Source organism: Enterobacter hormaechei ATCC 49162 (genome assembly GCF_001875655.1).
In the GTDB taxonomy this organism is placed as follows: Bacteria; Pseudomonadota; Gammaproteobacteria; order Enterobacterales; family Enterobacteriaceae; genus Enterobacter; species Enterobacter hormaechei.
This window is the reverse complement of sequence record NZ_MKEQ01000001.1, coordinates 914,232-931,365: the sequence shown is the minus strand read 5'-3', so window position 1 is coordinate 931,365 and position 17,134 is coordinate 914,232. Positions and strand designations below refer to the sequence as shown.

Genomic DNA, 17,134 nt, shown 5'->3' with positions numbered 1-17,134 from the left:
TTTTTTTATGCATACGTAAATCTTATTTCTTGGCGCGAATTATTTGCCTGAAATGTGAAGGTAGTCAACAAGCCAGGTCAATGAGAGACAATTTCAGTCTATCCAGAATTATCCCCTCCCTGTACCATTGCGTATACTCACTTCAACGACAAACAATGTTCAGCACACTGCCCGTCAGCCAGGATAGCGAGTCGAGTGTTAGCGCGACGGCGGGTAGACAAACAAGAGGGAAGTTATCATGGAAAAGAAACATATCTATCTGTTCTGCTCTGCGGGTATGTCCACTTCGCTGCTGGTTTCCAAAATGCGCGCGCAGGCCGAAAAATATGAAGTCCCTGTGGTGATTGAGGCGTTTCCGGAAACGCTGGCGGGCGAAAAGGGCCAGGCGGCAGATGTTATTTTGCTGGGTCCGCAAATCGCTTATATGTTGCCCGAAATTCAACGTTTACTCCCTGATAAACCGGTTGAAGTGATCGATTCCGTTTTGTACGGCAAGATTGATGGTTTAGGTGTATTAAAAGCTGCTGTTGCGGCGATTAAAAAAGCTGCTAATTAATTTTTTATTTTTCCCGTCAAAGAGTTATTTCACACACAATACGCCGTAACGGTCGTTGCGGCATTTAAGGGTATTTTCCTATGAGTAAAGTCATCGCTTCACTTGAAAAGGTACTCCTTCCTTTTGCTGTTAAAATAGGAAAGCAGCCTCACGTTAATGCCATTAAGAACGGCTTTATTAAATTAATGCCATTGACATTAGCCGGGGCAATGTTCGTTTTAATTAACAACGTTTTTCTGAGCTTTGGAGAAGGTTCCTTTTTTTATTCATTAGGAATTAGGTTAGATGCTTCCACTATTGAAACCCTTAATGGTTTAAAAGCCATTGGCGGCAACGTCTACAACGGTACGTTGGGTATTATGTCGCTAATGGCGCCTTTCTTTATCGGGATGGCGCTGGCGGAAGAGCGTAAAGTGGATCCGCTGGCGGCAGGCTTGCTCTCCATTGCCGCGTTCATGACCGTCACTCCGTACAGCGTGGGCGACGCTTACGCCGTTGGCGCCAACTGGCTGGGTGGGGCAAACATCATTTCCGGTATTATTATCGGGCTGGTGGTGGCCGAAATGTTCACCTTCGTTATCCGCCGTAACTGGGTTATCCGCTTGCCGGATAGCGTTCCGGCCTCCGTTTCTCGTTCATTTTCCGCGTTGATTCCGGGCTTCATTATTCTCTCCATCATGGGGATTATTGCCTGGGCGCTCTCTCATTGGGGTACTAACTTCCATCAGATCATTATGGACTCTATCTCAACGCCGCTGGCGTCGATGGGTAGCGTGGTCGGTTGGGCATATGTCATCTTTACCTCCCTGCTGTGGTTCTTCGGCGTGCATGGTTCACTGGCACTGGCGGCGCTGGACAGCGGTATTATGACCCCGTGGGCACTGGAAAACGTCGCGCTTTACCAGCAGTACGGCTCCGTCGATGCGGCGCTGGCGGCCGGTAAAACCTTCCATGTGTGGGCGAAGCCGATGCTTGACTCCTATATCTTCCTGGGGGGTACCGGGGCGACGCTGGGTCTGATCATCGCGGTCTTTATTGTCTCTCGCCGCGCCGACCATCGTCAGGTTGCGAAGCTGGCTCTGCCGTCAGGCATCTTCCAGATTAACGAGCCGATTCTGTTTGGTCTGCCTATTATCATGAACCCGGTGATGTTCATTCCCTTCATCCTGGTTCAGCCGCTGCTGGCCGCGATTACGCTGACGGCGTACTACCTGGGCATTATCCCGCCGGTGACCAACATTGCACCGTGGACAATGCCAGCCGGTCTGGGCGCGTTCTTCAACACCAACGGTAGCGTGGCCGCCTTCCTGCTGGCGATATTCAACCTCGGGATTGCCACCCTGCTCTACATGCCATTCGTGGCGATTGCGAACAAGGCCGCAACGGTTATCGATGAAGAAGAGAGCGAAGAGGATATCGCCCTCGCACTGAAATTCTAAAATTGCACGGCGCGGGGCAACCCGCGCCAGCGTAAAGGAGCTTAAAGATGTTAGATTTAGAGAATATCGTTGCCGAAGAAACCGCAGAGAACGATCTGGAAGAGGTGGTGATGGGTCTCATCATCAATTCCGGGCAGGCACGCAGCCTGGCGTATGCGGCGCTTAAGCAGGCTAAGCAGGGCGATTTCGTAGCCGCAAAAACCATGATGGAGCAGTCCCGTACCGCATTAAACGAAGCGCATCTGGTGCAGACGAAGCTCATCGAAAGCGACCAGGGCGAAGGGAAGATGAAAGTGAGCCTGGTGCTGGTCCATGCCCAGGATCACCTGATGACCTCCATGCTGGCGCGCGAGCTGGTAGCGGAGCTCATCGAGCTTCACGAGAAGATGCAATAAGTCAGCCGAAGTAGCAGGAGGTCAGCACGATGGAAATTAAAACCGCACATGAGCAGCAGCTGTTTAATGGCAAGAATTTTCACGTGGTGATTTACAACAAAACGGAGAGCGCCAGTGGTCTGCACCAGCATGACTACTACGAGTTCACGATTGTTCTGACCGGCCGCTACTATCAGGAGATCAACGGTAAGCGCGTCCTGCTTGAACGCGGCGATTTCGTCTTTTTGCCGATGGGATCGTATCACCAGAGCTTTTATGAGTTTGGTGCGACACGCATTCTGAACGTAGGGGTGAGCAGGCGTTTCTTTGAAAAACACTATCTGACACTGGTTCCGTTCTGCTTTGTGGCATCACAGGTGTATCGCGTCAAAAATGAGTTTATGACCTGGATTGAAACGGTTATCGCTTCGCTGAATTTCCGCGACAATGAATTTGATGAATTTATTGAAACCGTGACCTTCTACGTCATGAATCGCCTCCGCCATCACCGTGAAGAACAGCAGGTGGTGGATGATATTCCTCAGTGGCTGCGCAGTACCGTGGAGCTGATGCACGACAAGGGACAGTTCAGCGAGAACGCGCTGGAAAATATGGTGGCGCTGTCGGGTAAATCGCAGGAATATTTAACGCGCGCCACGCAGCGTTATTATCGTAAAACGCCTGTGCAAATTATTAATGAAATCCGCATTAACTTTGCCAAAAAACAGCTGGAAATTACGAACTACTCTGTCACCGATATCGCTTACGAATCGGGATACAGCAGCCCCAGTCTGTTTATTAAAACCTTTAAAAAGTTGACTTCATTCACACCGAACAGTTACCGCAAAAATTTAACGGTAATTAATTAACTTTCGGCGGTTTATCCGCCACGAACAGTGACGTAATGGCTTGCCCAAGTAGCGGGAAGAGTACGCTATACCTTGCAGGCGATTAACCTGATACGCTAAGGGAGATATTATGCAACAGAAATTAAAAGTCGTAACCATTGGTGGCGGCAGCAGCTATACCCCGGAATTACTTGAAGGTTTCCTGAAACGTTATCATGAATTACCGGTCAGCGAGTTATGGCTGGTGGATGTTGAAGAAGGGCAGGAGAAGCTGAATATTATTTTTGAACTGTGCAAACGCATGGTTGAAAAAGCGGGCGTGCCTTTAACCGTCCATAAAACGCTGGATCGCCGCCTGGCGCTGAAAGATGCAGACTTCGTGACCACCCAGCTGCGCGTCGGCCAGCTGAAAGCGCGTGAGCTGGATGAGCGTATTCCGCTGAGCCACGGTTATCTGGGCCAGGAAACCAACGGGGCAGGGGGCCTGTTTAAAGGTCTGCGTACCATTCCGGTTATTTTTGACATCATTAAAGACGTGGAGGAGATCTGCCCGAACGCGTGGGTGATTAACTTTACCAACCCGGCCGGGATGGTCACCGAGGCCGTTTATCGTCACACCGGTTTCAAACGCTTCATCGGCGTCTGCAATATTCCGATTGGCATGAAGATGTTCATCCGCGATGTGCTGGAACTGACCGATAACGATGAGCTGTCCATTGACCTGTTCGGCCTGAATCACATGGTCTTTATCAAAGATGTGATGGTGAACGGGCAATCGCGCTTTGCAGAACTGCTCGACGGCGTCGCCTCTGGTCGACTGACTGCGGCCTCGGTGAAAAACATTTTCGATCTGCCGTTCAGCGAAGGGCTGATCCGCTCCCTGAATCTGCTGCCGTGCTCGTATCTGCTCTACTACTTCAAGCAGAAAGAGATGCTGGCGATTGAAATGGGCGAATACTACAAAGGCGGCGCGCGCGCTCAGGTTGTGCAGAAAGTGGAGAAGCAGCTTTTTGAGTTGTATAAAGATCCGAACCTGAACGTCAAACCGAAAGAGCTGGAGCAGCGTGGCGGGGCATACTATTCGGATGCCGCGTGTGAAGTGATCAACGCCATTTACAATGACAAGCAGGCCGAGCACTATGTGAACGTTCCGCATCATGGGCACATCGACAATATCCCGGCAGACTGGGCCGTTGAGATGACCTGCATCCTTGGGCGCGACGGCGCAAAACCGCATCCCCGCATTACCCACTTCGACGATAAAGTGATGGGCCTGATTCACACCATCAAAGGCTTTGAAGTGGCGGCAAGCAATGCGGCCCTGAGCGGAGAACTGAATGACGTGCTGCTGGCGCTTAACCTCAGTCCGCTGGTGCATTCTGACCGTGATGCTGAAAAACTCGCGAGTGAGATGATCCTGGCGCATGAAAAATGGCTGCCAAACTTTGCTGCAACGGTTGAGAAACTGAAGCACACGCACCGTTAAGAGGAGCCGCGATGGAAAACCTGCTGATCGTCAATGCCGATGATTTTGGCCTGTCAAAAGGGCAGAACTACGGCATTATTGAAGCCTGTCGCCGGGGCGTGGTCACCTCTACTACAGCGCTCATCAACGGCGAGGCGGTGGAACATGCGGCACAGCTAAGCCGTGAGGTGCCCGAACTGGGCGTGGGTATGCACTTTGTGCTGACGCTTGGGTTGCCCCTTTCACCGATGCCGGGCCTGACGCGCGAAGGGCAACTGGGGAAATGGATTTGGGAAATCGCGGAGCAGGACGCTCTGCCGCTCGATGAGATTGCCCGTGAGCTGGATTGCCAGTTTAACCGCTTTGTGGATCTGTTTGGCCGCGAGCCAACCCATATTGACAGCCATCATCATGTGCATATGATCCCGGCGATTTTCCCGATTGTGGCAGAGTTTGCGCAACGTAAAGGCGTGGCGATGCGCGTGGATCGGGACGTGCACGGGTTGCCGGACGTGGCGGTGACGTCTACGGAGGGCTTCAGCAGTGCCTTTTACGGCGATGAGATCGACGAAGCGCTGTTCCTGAAGGTGCTGGATGAGTCCGCCGCAAAAGGGGAGCGCTCGCTTGAAGTGATGGCGCACCCGGCGTTTGTCGATAACATTGTACGTAAGAGCGCCTACTGCTGGCCGCGTCTGGCGGAACTGGACGTGCTGACGTCGGCGTCGCTGAAATACGCGATTGCCGAGCGTGGGTATCGTCTGGGGACGTTCAGGGATCTTTGAGACAAAGCCCGGTGGCGAGGTAAAAGCAAAACGGTAACCTTTTGGTTACCGTTTTTTTTTGGTTTCTCCCTCTCCTGTGGGAGAGGGCTTCAGGCCGCACAACCGGGTATGGTTGTTTACGCCGGTATCTGGTCGATCTTACTGCTGCGCGACCACACGCGGTGGGCGGCGAGCAGGTCAAACAACCGGGTCATAAACGCATCGTCAACGTTATCACCTTCGACAATACCTTCTTCCCCTTGATCCGGTACCTTCAGTAGAGATTTAAACTTCCGCGCATCGCCTGCCAGGGCGATTGGCTTCAGGTGCTTATAGGCTTCCAGCAGATAATAGGCGGCATCGCCATTGCCGATCAGACTCTCCACGTCGCCGCACGGCATAATCACCGCATCAACTGTCAACGACGGTGCCCCGGCGAAGGTCGCGGCAATCGGCAGGACGGAGCCATCGTCGGCCGTCACTTCGCCCATACGTGAGTAAAGCAGTTTGGCATGCACGCCCTGGGTTTTGAGCGCCTTCATGATCCCCAGCACGTCGCTGGCGCGGGGTTTATCGTTCAGCAGGATAGCCACCACGCGGCCTTTAATTGACCCGCCAGGTACCGCATACAGGCTCAGGGAAGGATCCTTCTTCAGCCCGTTCACGTCTTTTGGCGGTGCGGCATGGCATTGCTCGTCAGTCAGCGTGATGCCGAGATTATTCGCCACGCCCTGTGCGAGCTGAATATCAATGTGCGCCAGATGGTCGACCACGCGCTCACGAATATAGGTTCGCACCACTTTGCTCAGTTCAAAGCTGAAACCGCCGATAATGTGCTGCTGTTCAATCGGGGTCTGGCTGTTCCAGAACAGGCGAGGATGAGCGTAATACTCACCAAACGACGGGCTGCGCTCACGAATTTTTGTTCCGTCCACGCGCTCTTGATACGACTCGAATCCGCCACGTTTTGGCCCCGGTGGAGTTTCACGCGGCCAGTTATCGTTAATGGAGTTCGGTTCGTAGTTTGCCGGGTTGGTATCGATATCCTGGCGATGCATTCCGTCACGCTGGAAGTTATGGTACGGGCAGGTCGGACGGTTGATTGGGATCTCGTGGAAGTTGGGACCACCGAGACGGCTGATCTGCGTATCGGTGTAAGAGAACAGACGGCCCTGGAGCAGCGGATCGTTGGTGAAATCCAGCCCCGGCACAATATGGCCCGGGTGGAACGCAGCCTGCTCATTCTCCGCGAAGAAGTTATCCGGGTTGCGATTAAGCACCATTTTGCCTACCAGTTGAACCGGCACCAGCTCTTCCGGAATAAGCTTGGTTGGATCGAGCAGGTCGAAGTCGAATTTGAACTCGTCCTCTTCCGGGATCAGCTGCAACCCCAGCTCGTATTCCGGGAAATCACCGGCTTCAATGGATTCCCACAGTTCGCGACGGTGGAAGTCCGGATCGCGCCCGGTGAGCTTCTGCGCTTCATCCCACACCAGGGACGCTTTCCCCGCGACCGGTTTCCAGTGGAAACGCACGAACGTTGCCTTGCCTTCGGCATTGATCAGACGGAAGGTGTGGATCCCAAACCCTTCCATGGTGCGATAGCTGCGTGGGATCCCCCGGTCAGACATCGCCCACATCACGTTGTGCAGGGTTTCCGGTTGCAGCGAGACGTAGTCCCAGAAGGTGTCATGCGCACTTTGTCCCTGCGGTATGGCCCAGTGAGGCTCTGGTTTTACCGCATGGACAAAGTCAGGAAACTTATGCGCATCCTGAATGAAGAACACCGGAGTGTTATTCCCCACCAGGTCGAAAATACCCTCTTCGGTATAGAATTTAGTGGCGAAGCCGCGGATATCACGCACCGTGTCAGCCGAGCCAGCGCCGCCCTGTACGGTAGAGAAGCGTACAAACACCGGTGTGATTTTGTTCGGGTCGGAAAGGAAATCCGCTTTCGTGATCTCTTTCAGGCTCTTGTACGGCTGGAAATAGCCGTGCGCCGCGGAGCCGCGCGCGTGAACGATACGTTCAGGGATACGCTCATGGTCGAAGTGGGTGATTTTTTCCCGCAGGATGAAATCTTCCAGCAGCGTCGGGCCGCGCGTTCCGGCGCGCAGGGAGTTCTGATCGTCGGCGATACGCACGCCCTGATTGGTGGTCAGCGCATAGCCTTCACCCCCTTTGCGATGCGGGTCGAGAGATTTTAACTTCTCGTTATCCGCATCGGGTGACTTCATGCTTCCCGGCGCAGTCGGTTGCTCGCCCGGCGCCGAAGGGCCAGGGGAGGGTTTATGAGAACCATCCGCAGGGGCGAGTGAGTCCATTCCCGGTTGAGATTCTTCGGTGCCATGAATGGGGGCTTGATGTGGTTTATCGTTGTTCGACATTGCACGCTTCTCCTTAGTTCGTTCCTGAAAACCCTATTAAGGATAGAACAATGTGATGAATTAGCAGGCGAACTAAGCGTTTTCAGATAAGTGATTAGCGAAAGGAGCCATCTGCCACACGTCAGGCGCGACGGGTGGGGGGAGAATCGGCTATGATAGAAATTTCCTGCTTTAAGAATTTGTTTTAGTGAACCCGTCGCTTATGAAACCTCTTCGTCAACAAAACCGCCAGGTTATTAGCTATGTGCCCCGCGTTGAACCCGCGCCGCCTGACCATGCCCTGAAAGTGGATGGTTTTCGCGATGTCTGGATGTTACGGGGTAAATACGTTGCCTTCGTGCTGATTGGCGAGCACTTCCGTCGCTCCCCTGCGTTTTCGGTGCCAGAATCGGCGCAGCGATGGGCAGTGCAGACCCGTCAGGATGAAGAGGTTGAAGAATAACAGCCATAAAAAAACCGCCCGCAGGCGGTTTTTTTCTTTCAGTAGTGATTAACGATGTGCCAGTTCGGCATCTTCTTCACTCTCGAGAATCGTTTTGTCGGTCTGCTTCAGCCACTGGCTGGTCAGGGTGCCAGCGGTCATTGAGCCGCTCACGTTCAGCGCGGTACGGCCCATATCGATCAGCGGTTCAACAGAGATCAGCAGGGCAACCAGCGTCACCGGCAGTCCCAGCGCAGGCAGAACGATCAGCGCAGCGAAGGTCGCGCCGCCGCCCACGCCCGCCACACCGGCGGAGCTAATGGTCACGATACCCACCAGCGTCGCAATCCAGACCGGATCCAGCGGGTTGATACCCACGGTTGGGGCAACCATTACGGCCAGCATAGCCGGGTAGAGACCCGCACAGCCGTTCTGCCCGATGGTCGCGCCAAAGGAGGCCGAGAAGCTGGCGATAGACTCCGGTACGCCCAGACGACGGGTCTGCGCTTCCACGTTCAGCGGGATAGAGGCCGCGCTGGAACGGCTGGTGAAGGCGAAGGTCAGCACTGGCCAGACTTTGCGGAAATATTTCAGCGGGCTAACGCCGTTCACGCCCAGCAGGATACCGTGCACAACAAACATAATGCCCAGCCCCAGGTACGAAGCAATCACGAAGCTGCCAAGCTTGATAATGTCTTGCAGGTTCGATCCTGCAACGACTTTGGTCATCAGCGCCAGAACACCGTACGGCGTCAGTTGCATGACCAGACGCACCAGCTTCATCACCCAGCTTTGCAGGGTATCGATGGCAATGAGTACGCGCTCGCCTTTCGGCGCATCGTCCTTCAGCAGCTTCAGTGCAGCCACGCCCAGGAACGCCGCGAAAATCACCACGCTAATAATGGAGGTTGGGCTTGCACCGGTCAGGTCAGCGAACGGATTCTTCGGAATGAAGGAGAGCACCATCTGCGGCACGGTCAGATCGGCCACTTTACCCACGTAGTTGGTCTCAATTGCCGTCAGACGCGCGGTTTCAGCGCTACCCTGCACCAGACCTTCAGCGGTCAGGCCAAACAGATTGGTCACCAGCACACCCACCAGCGCGGCAATCAGCGTGGTAAAGAGCAGGGTACCAATGGTCAGGAAACTAATTTTACCCAGTTGAGAAGCATTATGCAGACGGGCTACGGCGCTCAGAATAGAGGCGAACACCAGCGGCATAACGATCATTTGCAGCAGCTGTACATAGCCGTTACCGACAATGTTGAACCACTGAATGGAATCCTTCAGTACCGGGCTATCAGAGCCGTAAATGGCGTGTAAGGCCAGGCCAAACACCACGCCCATGACCAGACCGACCAGTACCTTTTTTGCCAGGCTCCACTGTTTGTGGCGAGCCTGGGCGAGAAGCAATAGCAATACGACGAACACGACAATGTTCGCGATGAGTGGAAAATTCATCCCCGTTCTCCTGATTTATTATATGGTCGGTTTTTACCGAACCTGTTGGCGCAAGGTTATCAGAAGTGTGATGTCGCGCTTATATCCATATGGAATGGTTTATGACAAAAGTGATTATATTGTCGGTTTAATGTTCAATCTGGTGATTAATAAAACGATTGAACTGAAATTGCAGCGAGTTGATCATCTGCGATGACCAGCGCACTGCACCATTTTCGGGCAATGTCTGCGGCATCCAGATGGCATACGCAAACAGCGCCATGCACAGAACGCGCTCCAGCTGGTTGCCTTTTTGCGGTACGAGGATCGGAAGGCGGAAACGCCAGCGGCAGGGCCAGAGCAGCGGAACGCCCGCTGGGGTCAGCATATCAGCGAGGATATGGCTTAAGTAGCCGAGCACCATGCCCTGAATGGCATCCGCCGGGACGATCCAGCTCTCAGGGACCTTCAAATAGAAGAGCGTTAACAGGCCAAACACGGCCAGCAGGCTGTGGGTAAATCCGCGATGACCAAAGGCTCTGGCGATGGGTTTTGAAATCCACTTCAGCCGCTGACCAAGGAATGATTTGGGATGATCAATGTCTGGCAGCAGGCAGGTCAGCACGGCAGAAGGGACAATATGCCACCAGTCCCCCTGTGCCAGCACAGGGGTCAGTTCAGCGTTTTTGGCAAACACTGCACAAGCAAGTGAAAAAAGCAGGTGGCCTTCCGCCGTCATGATAAAAATAAAACCCGGTAAGCTGTCGATTCATACAGTATAGGGTTTTTATACAGTGTGCGAAAGAGGTGACGGTGTAACTCTTTGTCACAAGCGCGCGGCTAGCGCGCCAGCCAGCCACCGTCTACGGCGAGGGTATGGCCGTTAACGTAATCGGACGCTGACGAGGCCAGAAACACCACCGGACCCTGCAAATCTTCCGGCAGTCCCCAGCGGCCCGCCGGAATACGGTCAAGGATCGCCTGGCTGCGCTGCTCATCATCACGAAGTTGCCGGGTGTTATTTGTCGCCATATAGCCCGGCGCAATAGCGTTCACGTTAATCCCCCGCGCCGCCCATTCGTTCGCCAGCAGGCGGGTGAGGCCCAGCACGCCGCTTTTGGAGGCCGTGTAAGAGGGCACCCGGATGCCGCCCTGGAAGGAGAGCATGGAGGCAATGTTAATGATCTTGCCGCCCTGACCCTGCGCAATAAACTGTCTGGCCACTGCCTGGGAGAGGAAAAAGACCGATTTCAGATTGAGATCGATGACCTCGTCCCAGTCCTTCTCGCTAAATTCCAGTGCATCGGCACGGCGGATGGTGCCAGCATTGTTAACCAGAATATCGATGCGTCCCATCTCAGCGACTGCGGTATCCACCACGCTCTGAATGCTCGCCTGCTTGCCAAGATCGGCGCGGATCGCGAAAAAGCGTCGTCCCAGCGCCGTCACGCGCGCAGCCGTTTCGTCAGGAACCTTGCGGTTAACTCCCACGATATCGCAGCCTGCCTGGGCGAGGGCAATAGCCATGCCTTGCCCCAGACCGGTATCGCACCCGGTTACGATCGCCACTTTTCCTGCCAGAGTAAAAGCATCCAGTATCATACGCGCCTCAGAAGTCAGATTATTGTCATTCTGCACGTAAGGATAGGAGCCTGGAATGAGAAAAGCAAATAAAGTAAAACGATGTTTTGATTTTGTGAAGCAGGCAGCCGAAGCTGCCTGAAGGAGCATTACTCCCCGCGCAAATGGCGGGCAGTCAATTCTTCAAGAGACGTCAGCCTGACATCCGCGAGGGCAAAACGGGGATCGTGTCGGCCTTCTTCAGCCGGTACAACGATAGAGCGCATACGTGCAGCTTTAGACGCCACCATGCCGTTAACTGAATCTTCCAGCGCCACGCAGGTAAGCGGATCCAGTCCCAGTTTTGCGGCGCAATCCATATACACCTGCGGATGCGGCTTGCTGTAAGGAAGCTTTTCGGCCGAGGCCAGCGCGTCGAAACTGTCGCGCAGCCCGAACATCGTCAGCACTTTTTCCAGCATATGCAGCGGTGAGGCGGAGGCCAGCCCCACTTTTAGCCCTTGCGCCTTGCACAGGGCGATAGCGTCATGTACGCCCGGTAACAGAGGCTTATACTCTTCTACGAGGGAGATAGCGCGGTTGATAATACGCGCCGTGACTTCGTCGCGGTCCGGGCCAACCCATGGCTGGTGGGCATACCAAAGATCAACCACCATATCGATGCGCAGCCCCAGGGTATCGGGAAGCTCGTTACGACGACTGATATCGACGCCAAGGCTGGCCATCACGTCCAGTTCAGCCCGATCCCACAGGGGTTCGGAATCAATCAGCAATCCATCCATGTCAAAAATAGCGGCAAGTATCTGGCGCGGTGTCGACATTACAACATCTCCTTATCTTGGGGGGTAAGACGAACGGTGCTAAGCACAAGCAATTTAGCATATTGCATTCAAAGATCGGGCGAAAATGACCGACAGCAGGTAGACTTAGGCACAAATAACGCGTCTTTATGAAGAGGAACGAATGACGTATCAACAGGCTGGACGCATCGCGGTCTTAAAACGTATTGCTGGTTGGGTTATTTTCATTCCCGCCCTGATTTCAACGCTGATCTCCGTACTCAAATTTATGTACGATCACAGCGAAAAACAGCCGGGCATTAATGCCGTCATGCTTGATTTTGCCCACGTCATGATTGAGATGATGCGGTTCAACACCCCGTTCCTGAACGTCTTCTGGTTCAACTCGCCCACGCCGGATTTTCACAACCAGCTTAATATCGGATTCTGGATAATCTATGCGTTAATATTCATCGCGATGGCGTTGCAGGCCTCCGGCGCGCGCATGAGCCGCCAGACCCGCTTTTTACGCGAAGGGGTGGAAGATCAACTGATACTTGAGAAGGCGAAAGGCCCGGACGGGATGAGCCGCGAGCAGATTGAATCGCGCATTGTCGTTCCGCGTCATACCATTTTTGTGCAGTTTTTCCCGCTCTACGTCCTGCCGATCGTTATCATTGTGGCCGGGTATTTCTTCTTTACGCTGCTTGGCTTCCTGTAAATGCTAAAGGGGGCGTGATGTTGCCCCCTCCCGCTATGCCGCCAGAATACGATCCAGCGCCCGCTGGGCATTGACCAGATGGTTTCCGCCAAACAAAATAGCCCGGTTTAGCAAGGTGTACAGCTGATAAACCGGCTGACGTTCGAGGAAATCCAGGGGAAGCGGCGAGACAGACTGATAGCCATCATAAATTTGCGGCGGCTGTTCAGGGTGCAACGGCAGCATCGCGAGGTCACACTCTCTGTCGCCCCAGTAGCAGGCCGGGTCAAATATATAGGGGCCATCAGGCCCGAGCGCACAGTTATTCGACCATAAATCACCGTGCAGAAGGGACGCCTGAGGCTGATGTGAAGCCAGACGCTGCTGAACGTGTTCAACAATCGCGTCGATGTTGCCGAACGCTAATCCCTTTTCAGCGGCCAGCTCCAGCTGCCAGCCGATGCGCTGCTCAGCGAAAAATGTCGACCACCGGCGCTGCCACGCGTTTGGCTGCGGCGTGGTGGAGAGATCGTTATCGAAATCGAGCCCGAACTGAGGTTGATCGCTCCACTGGTGCAAACGGGCAATCTGTTGCCCGAGAATAAAGGCGTTATGGGCATCCAGAGGACGCGCCGGAAGATAGTTCATCACCAGAAAGCTATAGTCACGATCGCTGCCGACGGCTAAAACCTGCGGCACGGTGACGGTTTTACTGCGCGATAACAGCTCAAGCTGATCGGCTTCGGCAGTAAAAATGGGGAGTAATTCACGTTCATCACACTTAACGAAAAGATCGCGCCCGGCGTAACGTAAATGCCATGCGGCATGGATCTCTCCGCCTGGCAGTTCGTTACGCAGTTCAATTTCACCTTCACCCAGTTGCTCACTTAAAAGATGACTGATAGCCTGCCACATGATGTCTCTCCCATGTTGTCTGCCAGATCATAAAGTTAGCGCAGAACGCCCATAAAAAAACAGGAACTAACGCACAACTGAGCGGTTTAATTTTGTACAGGGCACTTATTGTTCTTTTTTATGCCAGTTTTCCCAGCTATCCACGTCAATTTCTGTCGCTTTGTCAGTCACGCTTTCCACCAGGCTACTGGCCAGCGCCTTCACCTCTTCCTGACTTAGCGGGCTTATCAGGCCAAACGCCAGCGAGCCGAGATCATGAATATTGCCTTCATCGTCCGTCAGCGTAAGTTGAAAATTTGCCCGCGTGAACGCGTTGTTGAGTTCATTCAGTTCGGTCAGCGATGCTTCATGAATATTGACCGTTACGACGTAGCGGGTGATATCACCACTGCTCATATTTCACCTCGTTGTTATCCTGAAAGTTTTCTTAGCATAGTCGATGAGCCATATTTGGCGACTTCCCCCTCCACAGGAAGGGGAAGTACGTTCAGCTTTTCGCCAGGTAATCGACAATTTTCTGCGTATCCGCAAGCGAACACAGACGCGTTCCCTGATTGATGGTGGCTGCACTCCCTGCCGCGACGCCATAGCGTGCCATCTCCAGAAGCGAAGCGCCCTGCGCCAGCTTCAGCACCATCGCGCCAACCATACTGTCACCTGCACCCACGGTGCTCTGGCTTTTCATTGGCGGAGGAACGACCTGTACATAGCCCGTCTTGTCGACGGCCAGCGCACCCTGAGGACCGAGAGAGACCACAACGCGATGCGCTTTGCCGGTACGTACCAGCTCTTCTGCGGCAGTACGCACGTCATCAGGCTGGTTAAGTTCGCGATTAACCAGCGCACTAAGCTCTTTCTGGTTAGGTTTGACGAGTTCAAGTTGGCCGGGTTCTAACGCCGCTTTCAGAGCGTCGCCTGAGCTATCGACAATGCAGCGAATGCCGCGCTGGAGCACCGCCTGAACCAGCCCCGTCAGCTTTTCTGTTTTGACGCCCGGCGGCAGGCTACCGCTGATCACCAGCAATGAACCGCTTTCAATGGTCAGCACTTTCTCTTCCAGTTGACGAAACTCATCATCGCTCAGCTTCGCCCCCGGCATAACAAAACGATACTGTTCGCCGCTGGATTCAACATGGACATGCAGGTTTTGCCGGGTCCAGTCTTTGGCGTCTACGGTGTCCACGGCAACTTGTTCATCTGCCAGCAACGCAACCAGATGCTCTCCCGTAGCACCGCCAGCAGGGAAAATGGCGGTGGCTTTTCCGCCGAGATGGGTAACGGCGCGCGCCACGTTAATGCCGCCGCCGCCCGGCTCAAACACCGGGGCGCTACAGCGTAGCTTACCTTCCGGGTAGATTTGCGGCGTCATCGTCGCGGAGTCGAGGGAAGGGGAGAGCGTCAGCGTATAAATTGAAGCCATCATAACCTCCTTTTAGCATGGGTTCTTTTAAGCCTGGCACCGTTTGGCAGGAAGGCAACGTAAATAACAGTATGATTTTAAAAATGAATGCTGACAAATAACCTTCTTCGGGCATATAAAATAAAACGCGTTTTGAGATCGTTCTTATTCAAAAAATGAAAGAAGAAAATATTGCTATGTTATTTGCGGCTTTTTATAATTTGTTACCTTTCTATGGTCGCCTTGTCATTGATCCGCAAGAAAGTTTCCGAGACCGTGACGGTCTCTTTTTATGTTGTACGGACTCCTTAAATAAAATGAAGCTTTTGAAGACAGTACCCGCAGCACTGATGCTGGCGGGTGGCGTATTTGCGTCAATGAATGCAACCGCCGATGATACCGTTTTTACTGTCATGGACGATCCCTCCACTGCCAAAAAACCCTTTGAAGGTAACCTGAATGCGGGGTACCTGGCGCAATCCGGTAACACGAAAAGCTCCTCCCTGACCGCAGACAGCACCCTGACCTGGTACGGCAACACCACGGCCTGGTCGCTATGGGGAAATGCCAGCAACACGTCTGCTAACGATGAACGCTCATCGGAGAAATATGCAGCAGGCGGACGTAGCCGTTATAACATGACCGATTATGATTACCTGTTCGGGCAGGCGAGTTGGCTGACTGACCGCTACAACGGTTATCGCCAGCGTGATGTCGTGACGGCGGGTTATGGTCGTCAGTTCCTGAACGGACCCGTGCACAGCCTGCGTTTTGAATTCGGTCCGGGTGTCCGTTACGACGAGTACACCAATGGCGAAGATGAAACCCAGCCGCTGGGTTATGCCTCGGGCACTTACGCATGGCAGATGACGGACAATGCAAAATTCACCCAGGGTGTGTCGGTGTTTGGTGCAGAAGATACCACCCTGAACTATGAAAGCGCGTTGAACGTGGCCATCAACGAACACTTTGGACTCAAGGTGGCGTACAACGTCACCTGGAACTCGTCACCGCCTGATTCTGCGCCGGAACATACCGATCGCAGAACCACGATTTCATTAGGCTATAAAATGTAGTTTCGTTGGGCCGGGACTATTCCCGGCCCGTTTTTTATTTTCTGAAACTGTGCTTATTTATTTTAAACGGCGTTTTAAAATAATGGATTTGGTTTCATCTTCATAATTTCTCCATAATTAGCCGCGCAGCGCTTATTCAGTTTATTTGACACGAATTGATAAATAATTTGACTAGGCAAAAGTGTGATCCAGATCTACACTTACGGCACAGGCAAAAACAAGCCTCAGGCATTTCTGCATTAATTAAGTATGAGAATAAAATTATGAAAAAAATCAAAACTGCTACAGCAGCGATGGTGCTTTCCGCACTTTCATTTGGCGTATTTGCTGCTGATAATATGGCGCCACCTGCCAGTGACGTTAACGGCCAAATCGGGATCGCTAAAGCCTCTGATGTTGAAGCGGGTTCCAACATTGCCCCAGGCTCGCAGTCTACCGGCCAGTCAATGAATGATGCCTTTGATGTGCACAAGCTGGTGGCGGGTGAGTGGTCCTGATAATTCAACGGCCACGTTGTGATGGAATATAAATGCTGTTATAACCTGTCGAAAACCGGATTATGATGTACCGGTTTTTGCCTCTGAATTAACGTAAAGATAATTAAAATTTATTCAGCAAATTAACGTCACGCTTTCGCTGACAATATTAGCCCCATATCATAGCGGCCCAGCGCAGCAGCAACATCGCGCCGCAAATAGCAATTAACACCACGACCATTTTCCAGTGCTTAACGGCAAAATTTTTTGTTGGCATAACCTAATCCTTGTCAGTAGATACCCTTAGTCTACCAAAGCTTGCGCCAGAAAGCGCTCAACCGGAACGTCAGGTTATGCCAGAACACCGGTTCGGCTTAAAACCAATGGAATCTGTCGGCCAGAATCAATATCAGACCGGCAGCGGAAAGTAGATTTAATATCACAACGGTTCTGCTGGATACATTCATGTGATACCCCTTAGATGTTTAGGACCTGTTCAAGAATAGCTCAGCACTGT

Annotated in this window: 20 protein-coding genes; 10 read left to right on the top strand and 10 right to left on the bottom strand. The window is 53.1% G+C overall.

From position 1 onward, the window contains the following. Nucleotides 1-238 precede the first annotated feature (238 nt). The 6 genes from chbB to chbG all read left to right on the top strand — a co-directional run bounded on the left by chbB (nt 239) and on the right by chbG (nt 5,464). Entirely contained in the window at nt 239-556 is a 318-nt protein-coding gene (gene chbB / locus BH712_RS04645; RefSeq protein WP_006809095.1) for a PTS N,N'-diacetylchitobiose transporter subunit IIB, read from the top strand. A gap of 80 nt (nt 557-636) precedes the next feature. Next, complete coding sequence (gene chbC / locus BH712_RS04640; protein ID WP_006809094.1) at nt 637-1,995, top strand: PTS N,N'-diacetylchitobiose transporter subunit IIC; 1,359 nt, start codon at nt 637-639, stop codon at nt 1,993-1,995. Between the two features lie 47 nt (nt 1,996-2,042). After that, nucleotides 2,043-2,390 carry a PTS N,N'-diacetylchitobiose transporter subunit IIA gene (chbA, locus tag BH712_RS04635; RefSeq protein ID WP_006809093.1) on the top strand — a complete coding sequence of 116 codons (348 nt, stop codon included), beginning with the start codon at nt 2,043-2,045 and terminating at the stop codon, nt 2,388-2,390. A gap of 29 nt (nt 2,391-2,419) precedes the next feature. Further along, a complete protein-coding gene (gene chbR / locus BH712_RS04630) occupies nt 2,420-3,238 on the top strand; it encodes a transcriptional regulator ChbR (protein WP_006809092.1) in 819 nt (272 codons plus the stop codon). Between the two features lie 109 nt (nt 3,239-3,347). Beyond that, on the top strand, nt 3,348-4,703 hold the full coding sequence (locus BH712_RS04625) for a 6-phospho-beta-glucosidase (RefSeq protein ID WP_006809091.1): 1,356 nt from the start codon (nt 3,348-3,350) through the stop codon (nt 4,701-4,703). An 11-nt stretch (nt 4,704-4,714) separates the two neighbouring features. Continuing rightward, nucleotides 4,715-5,464, top strand: coding sequence for a chitin disaccharide deacetylase (chbG, locus tag BH712_RS04620; protein WP_006809090.1), 750 nt, complete (start codon nt 4,715-4,717; stop codon nt 5,462-5,464). Nucleotides 5,465-5,580: 116 nt separating this feature from the next. On the opposite strand, the gene katE is transcribed toward chbG, so the two are convergent. Then, on the bottom strand, nt 5,581-7,830 hold the full coding sequence (gene katE / locus BH712_RS04615; RefSeq protein ID WP_032673518.1) for a catalase HPII: 2,250 nt from the start codon (nt 7,828-7,830) through the stop codon (nt 5,581-5,583). A 187-nt stretch (nt 7,831-8,017) separates the two neighbouring features. On the opposite strand from katE, the gene cedA reads away from it, so the two are divergent. Continuing rightward, entirely contained in the window at nt 8,018-8,272 is a 255-nt protein-coding gene (gene cedA, locus BH712_RS04610) for a cell division activator CedA (RefSeq protein ID WP_071850030.1), read from the top strand. Nucleotides 8,273-8,320: 48 nt separating this feature from the next. On the opposite strand, the gene tcyP is transcribed toward cedA, so the two are convergent. The 4 genes from tcyP to hxpB all read right to left on the bottom strand — a co-directional run bounded on the left by tcyP (nt 8,321) and on the right by hxpB (nt 12,093). Continuing rightward, nucleotides 8,321-9,712, bottom strand: coding sequence for a cystine/sulfocysteine:cation symporter (tcyP, locus tag BH712_RS04605; protein ID WP_006809087.1), 1,392 nt, complete (start codon nt 9,710-9,712; stop codon nt 8,321-8,323). 127 nt (nt 9,713-9,839) lie between these two features. Further along, nucleotides 9,840-10,430 carry a metal-dependent hydrolase gene (locus tag BH712_RS04600; protein ID WP_006809086.1) on the bottom strand — a complete coding sequence of 197 codons (591 nt, stop codon included), beginning with the start codon at nt 10,428-10,430 and terminating at the stop codon, nt 9,840-9,842. 101 nt (nt 10,431-10,531) lie between these two features. Further along, a complete protein-coding gene (gene kduD, locus BH712_RS04595) occupies nt 10,532-11,293 on the bottom strand; it encodes a 2-dehydro-3-deoxy-D-gluconate 5-dehydrogenase KduD (protein ID WP_032673729.1) in 762 nt (253 codons plus the stop codon). A 128-nt stretch (nt 11,294-11,421) separates the two neighbouring features. Continuing rightward, the gene (gene hxpB, locus BH712_RS04590; RefSeq protein WP_006809084.1) at nt 11,422-12,093 is read right to left on the bottom strand and encodes a hexitol phosphatase HxpB; all 672 of its coding nucleotides are present in this window, start codon (nt 12,091-12,093) and stop codon (nt 11,422-11,424) included. A gap of 142 nt (nt 12,094-12,235) precedes the next feature. On the opposite strand from hxpB, the gene BH712_RS04585 reads away from it, so the two are divergent. Next, nucleotides 12,236-12,772, top strand: a complete 537-nt coding sequence (locus BH712_RS04585) for a YniB family protein (protein ID WP_006809083.1) — start codon at nt 12,236-12,238, stop codon at nt 12,770-12,772. A gap of 33 nt (nt 12,773-12,805) precedes the next feature. Here the strand turns inward: BH712_RS04585 and BH712_RS04580 are convergent, their stop codons facing one another. The 3 genes from BH712_RS04580 to pfkB form a co-directional block, all read right to left on the bottom strand. Next, entirely contained in the window at nt 12,806-13,666 is an 861-nt protein-coding gene (locus tag BH712_RS04580; RefSeq protein WP_006809082.1) for a fructosamine kinase family protein, read from the bottom strand. Nucleotides 13,667-13,771: 105 nt separating this feature from the next. Continuing rightward, nucleotides 13,772-14,062 carry a type V toxin-antitoxin system endoribonuclease antitoxin GhoS gene (gene ghoS, locus BH712_RS04575; RefSeq protein ID WP_006809081.1) on the bottom strand — a complete coding sequence of 97 codons (291 nt, stop codon included), beginning with the start codon at nt 14,060-14,062 and terminating at the stop codon, nt 13,772-13,774. Between the two features lie 91 nt (nt 14,063-14,153). After that, nucleotides 14,154-15,086, bottom strand: coding sequence for a 6-phosphofructokinase II (gene pfkB, locus BH712_RS04570; RefSeq protein WP_032673516.1), 933 nt, complete (start codon nt 15,084-15,086; stop codon nt 14,154-14,156). Between the two features lie 296 nt (nt 15,087-15,382). Here pfkB and BH712_RS04565 point away from each other — a divergent pair, with 296 nt between their 5' ends. Both BH712_RS04565 and BH712_RS04560 read left to right on the top strand, forming a co-directional pair. Beyond that, complete coding sequence (locus BH712_RS04565) at nt 15,383-16,141, top strand: DUF481 domain-containing protein (protein WP_032673728.1); 759 nt, start codon at nt 15,383-15,385, stop codon at nt 16,139-16,141. Between the two features lie 263 nt (nt 16,142-16,404). Next, nucleotides 16,405-16,638, top strand: a complete 234-nt coding sequence (locus BH712_RS04560; RefSeq protein WP_006809078.1) for a YdgH/BhsA/McbA family protein — start codon at nt 16,405-16,407, stop codon at nt 16,636-16,638. A gap of 148 nt (nt 16,639-16,786) precedes the next feature. Here BH712_RS04560 and yniD read toward each other — a convergent pair whose 3' ends face one another. Then, entirely contained in the window at nt 16,787-16,894 is a 108-nt protein-coding gene (gene yniD, locus BH712_RS24530) for a small membrane protein YniD (protein WP_102765855.1), read from the bottom strand. Between the two features lie 97 nt (nt 16,895-16,991). Further along, nucleotides 16,992-17,084: a stress response membrane protein YncL gene (gene yncL, locus BH712_RS04555; RefSeq protein WP_071850029.1), complete on the bottom strand. Its 93-nt coding sequence runs from the start codon at nt 17,082-17,084 to the stop codon at nt 16,992-16,994. Nucleotides 17,085-17,134 lie beyond the last annotated feature (50 nt).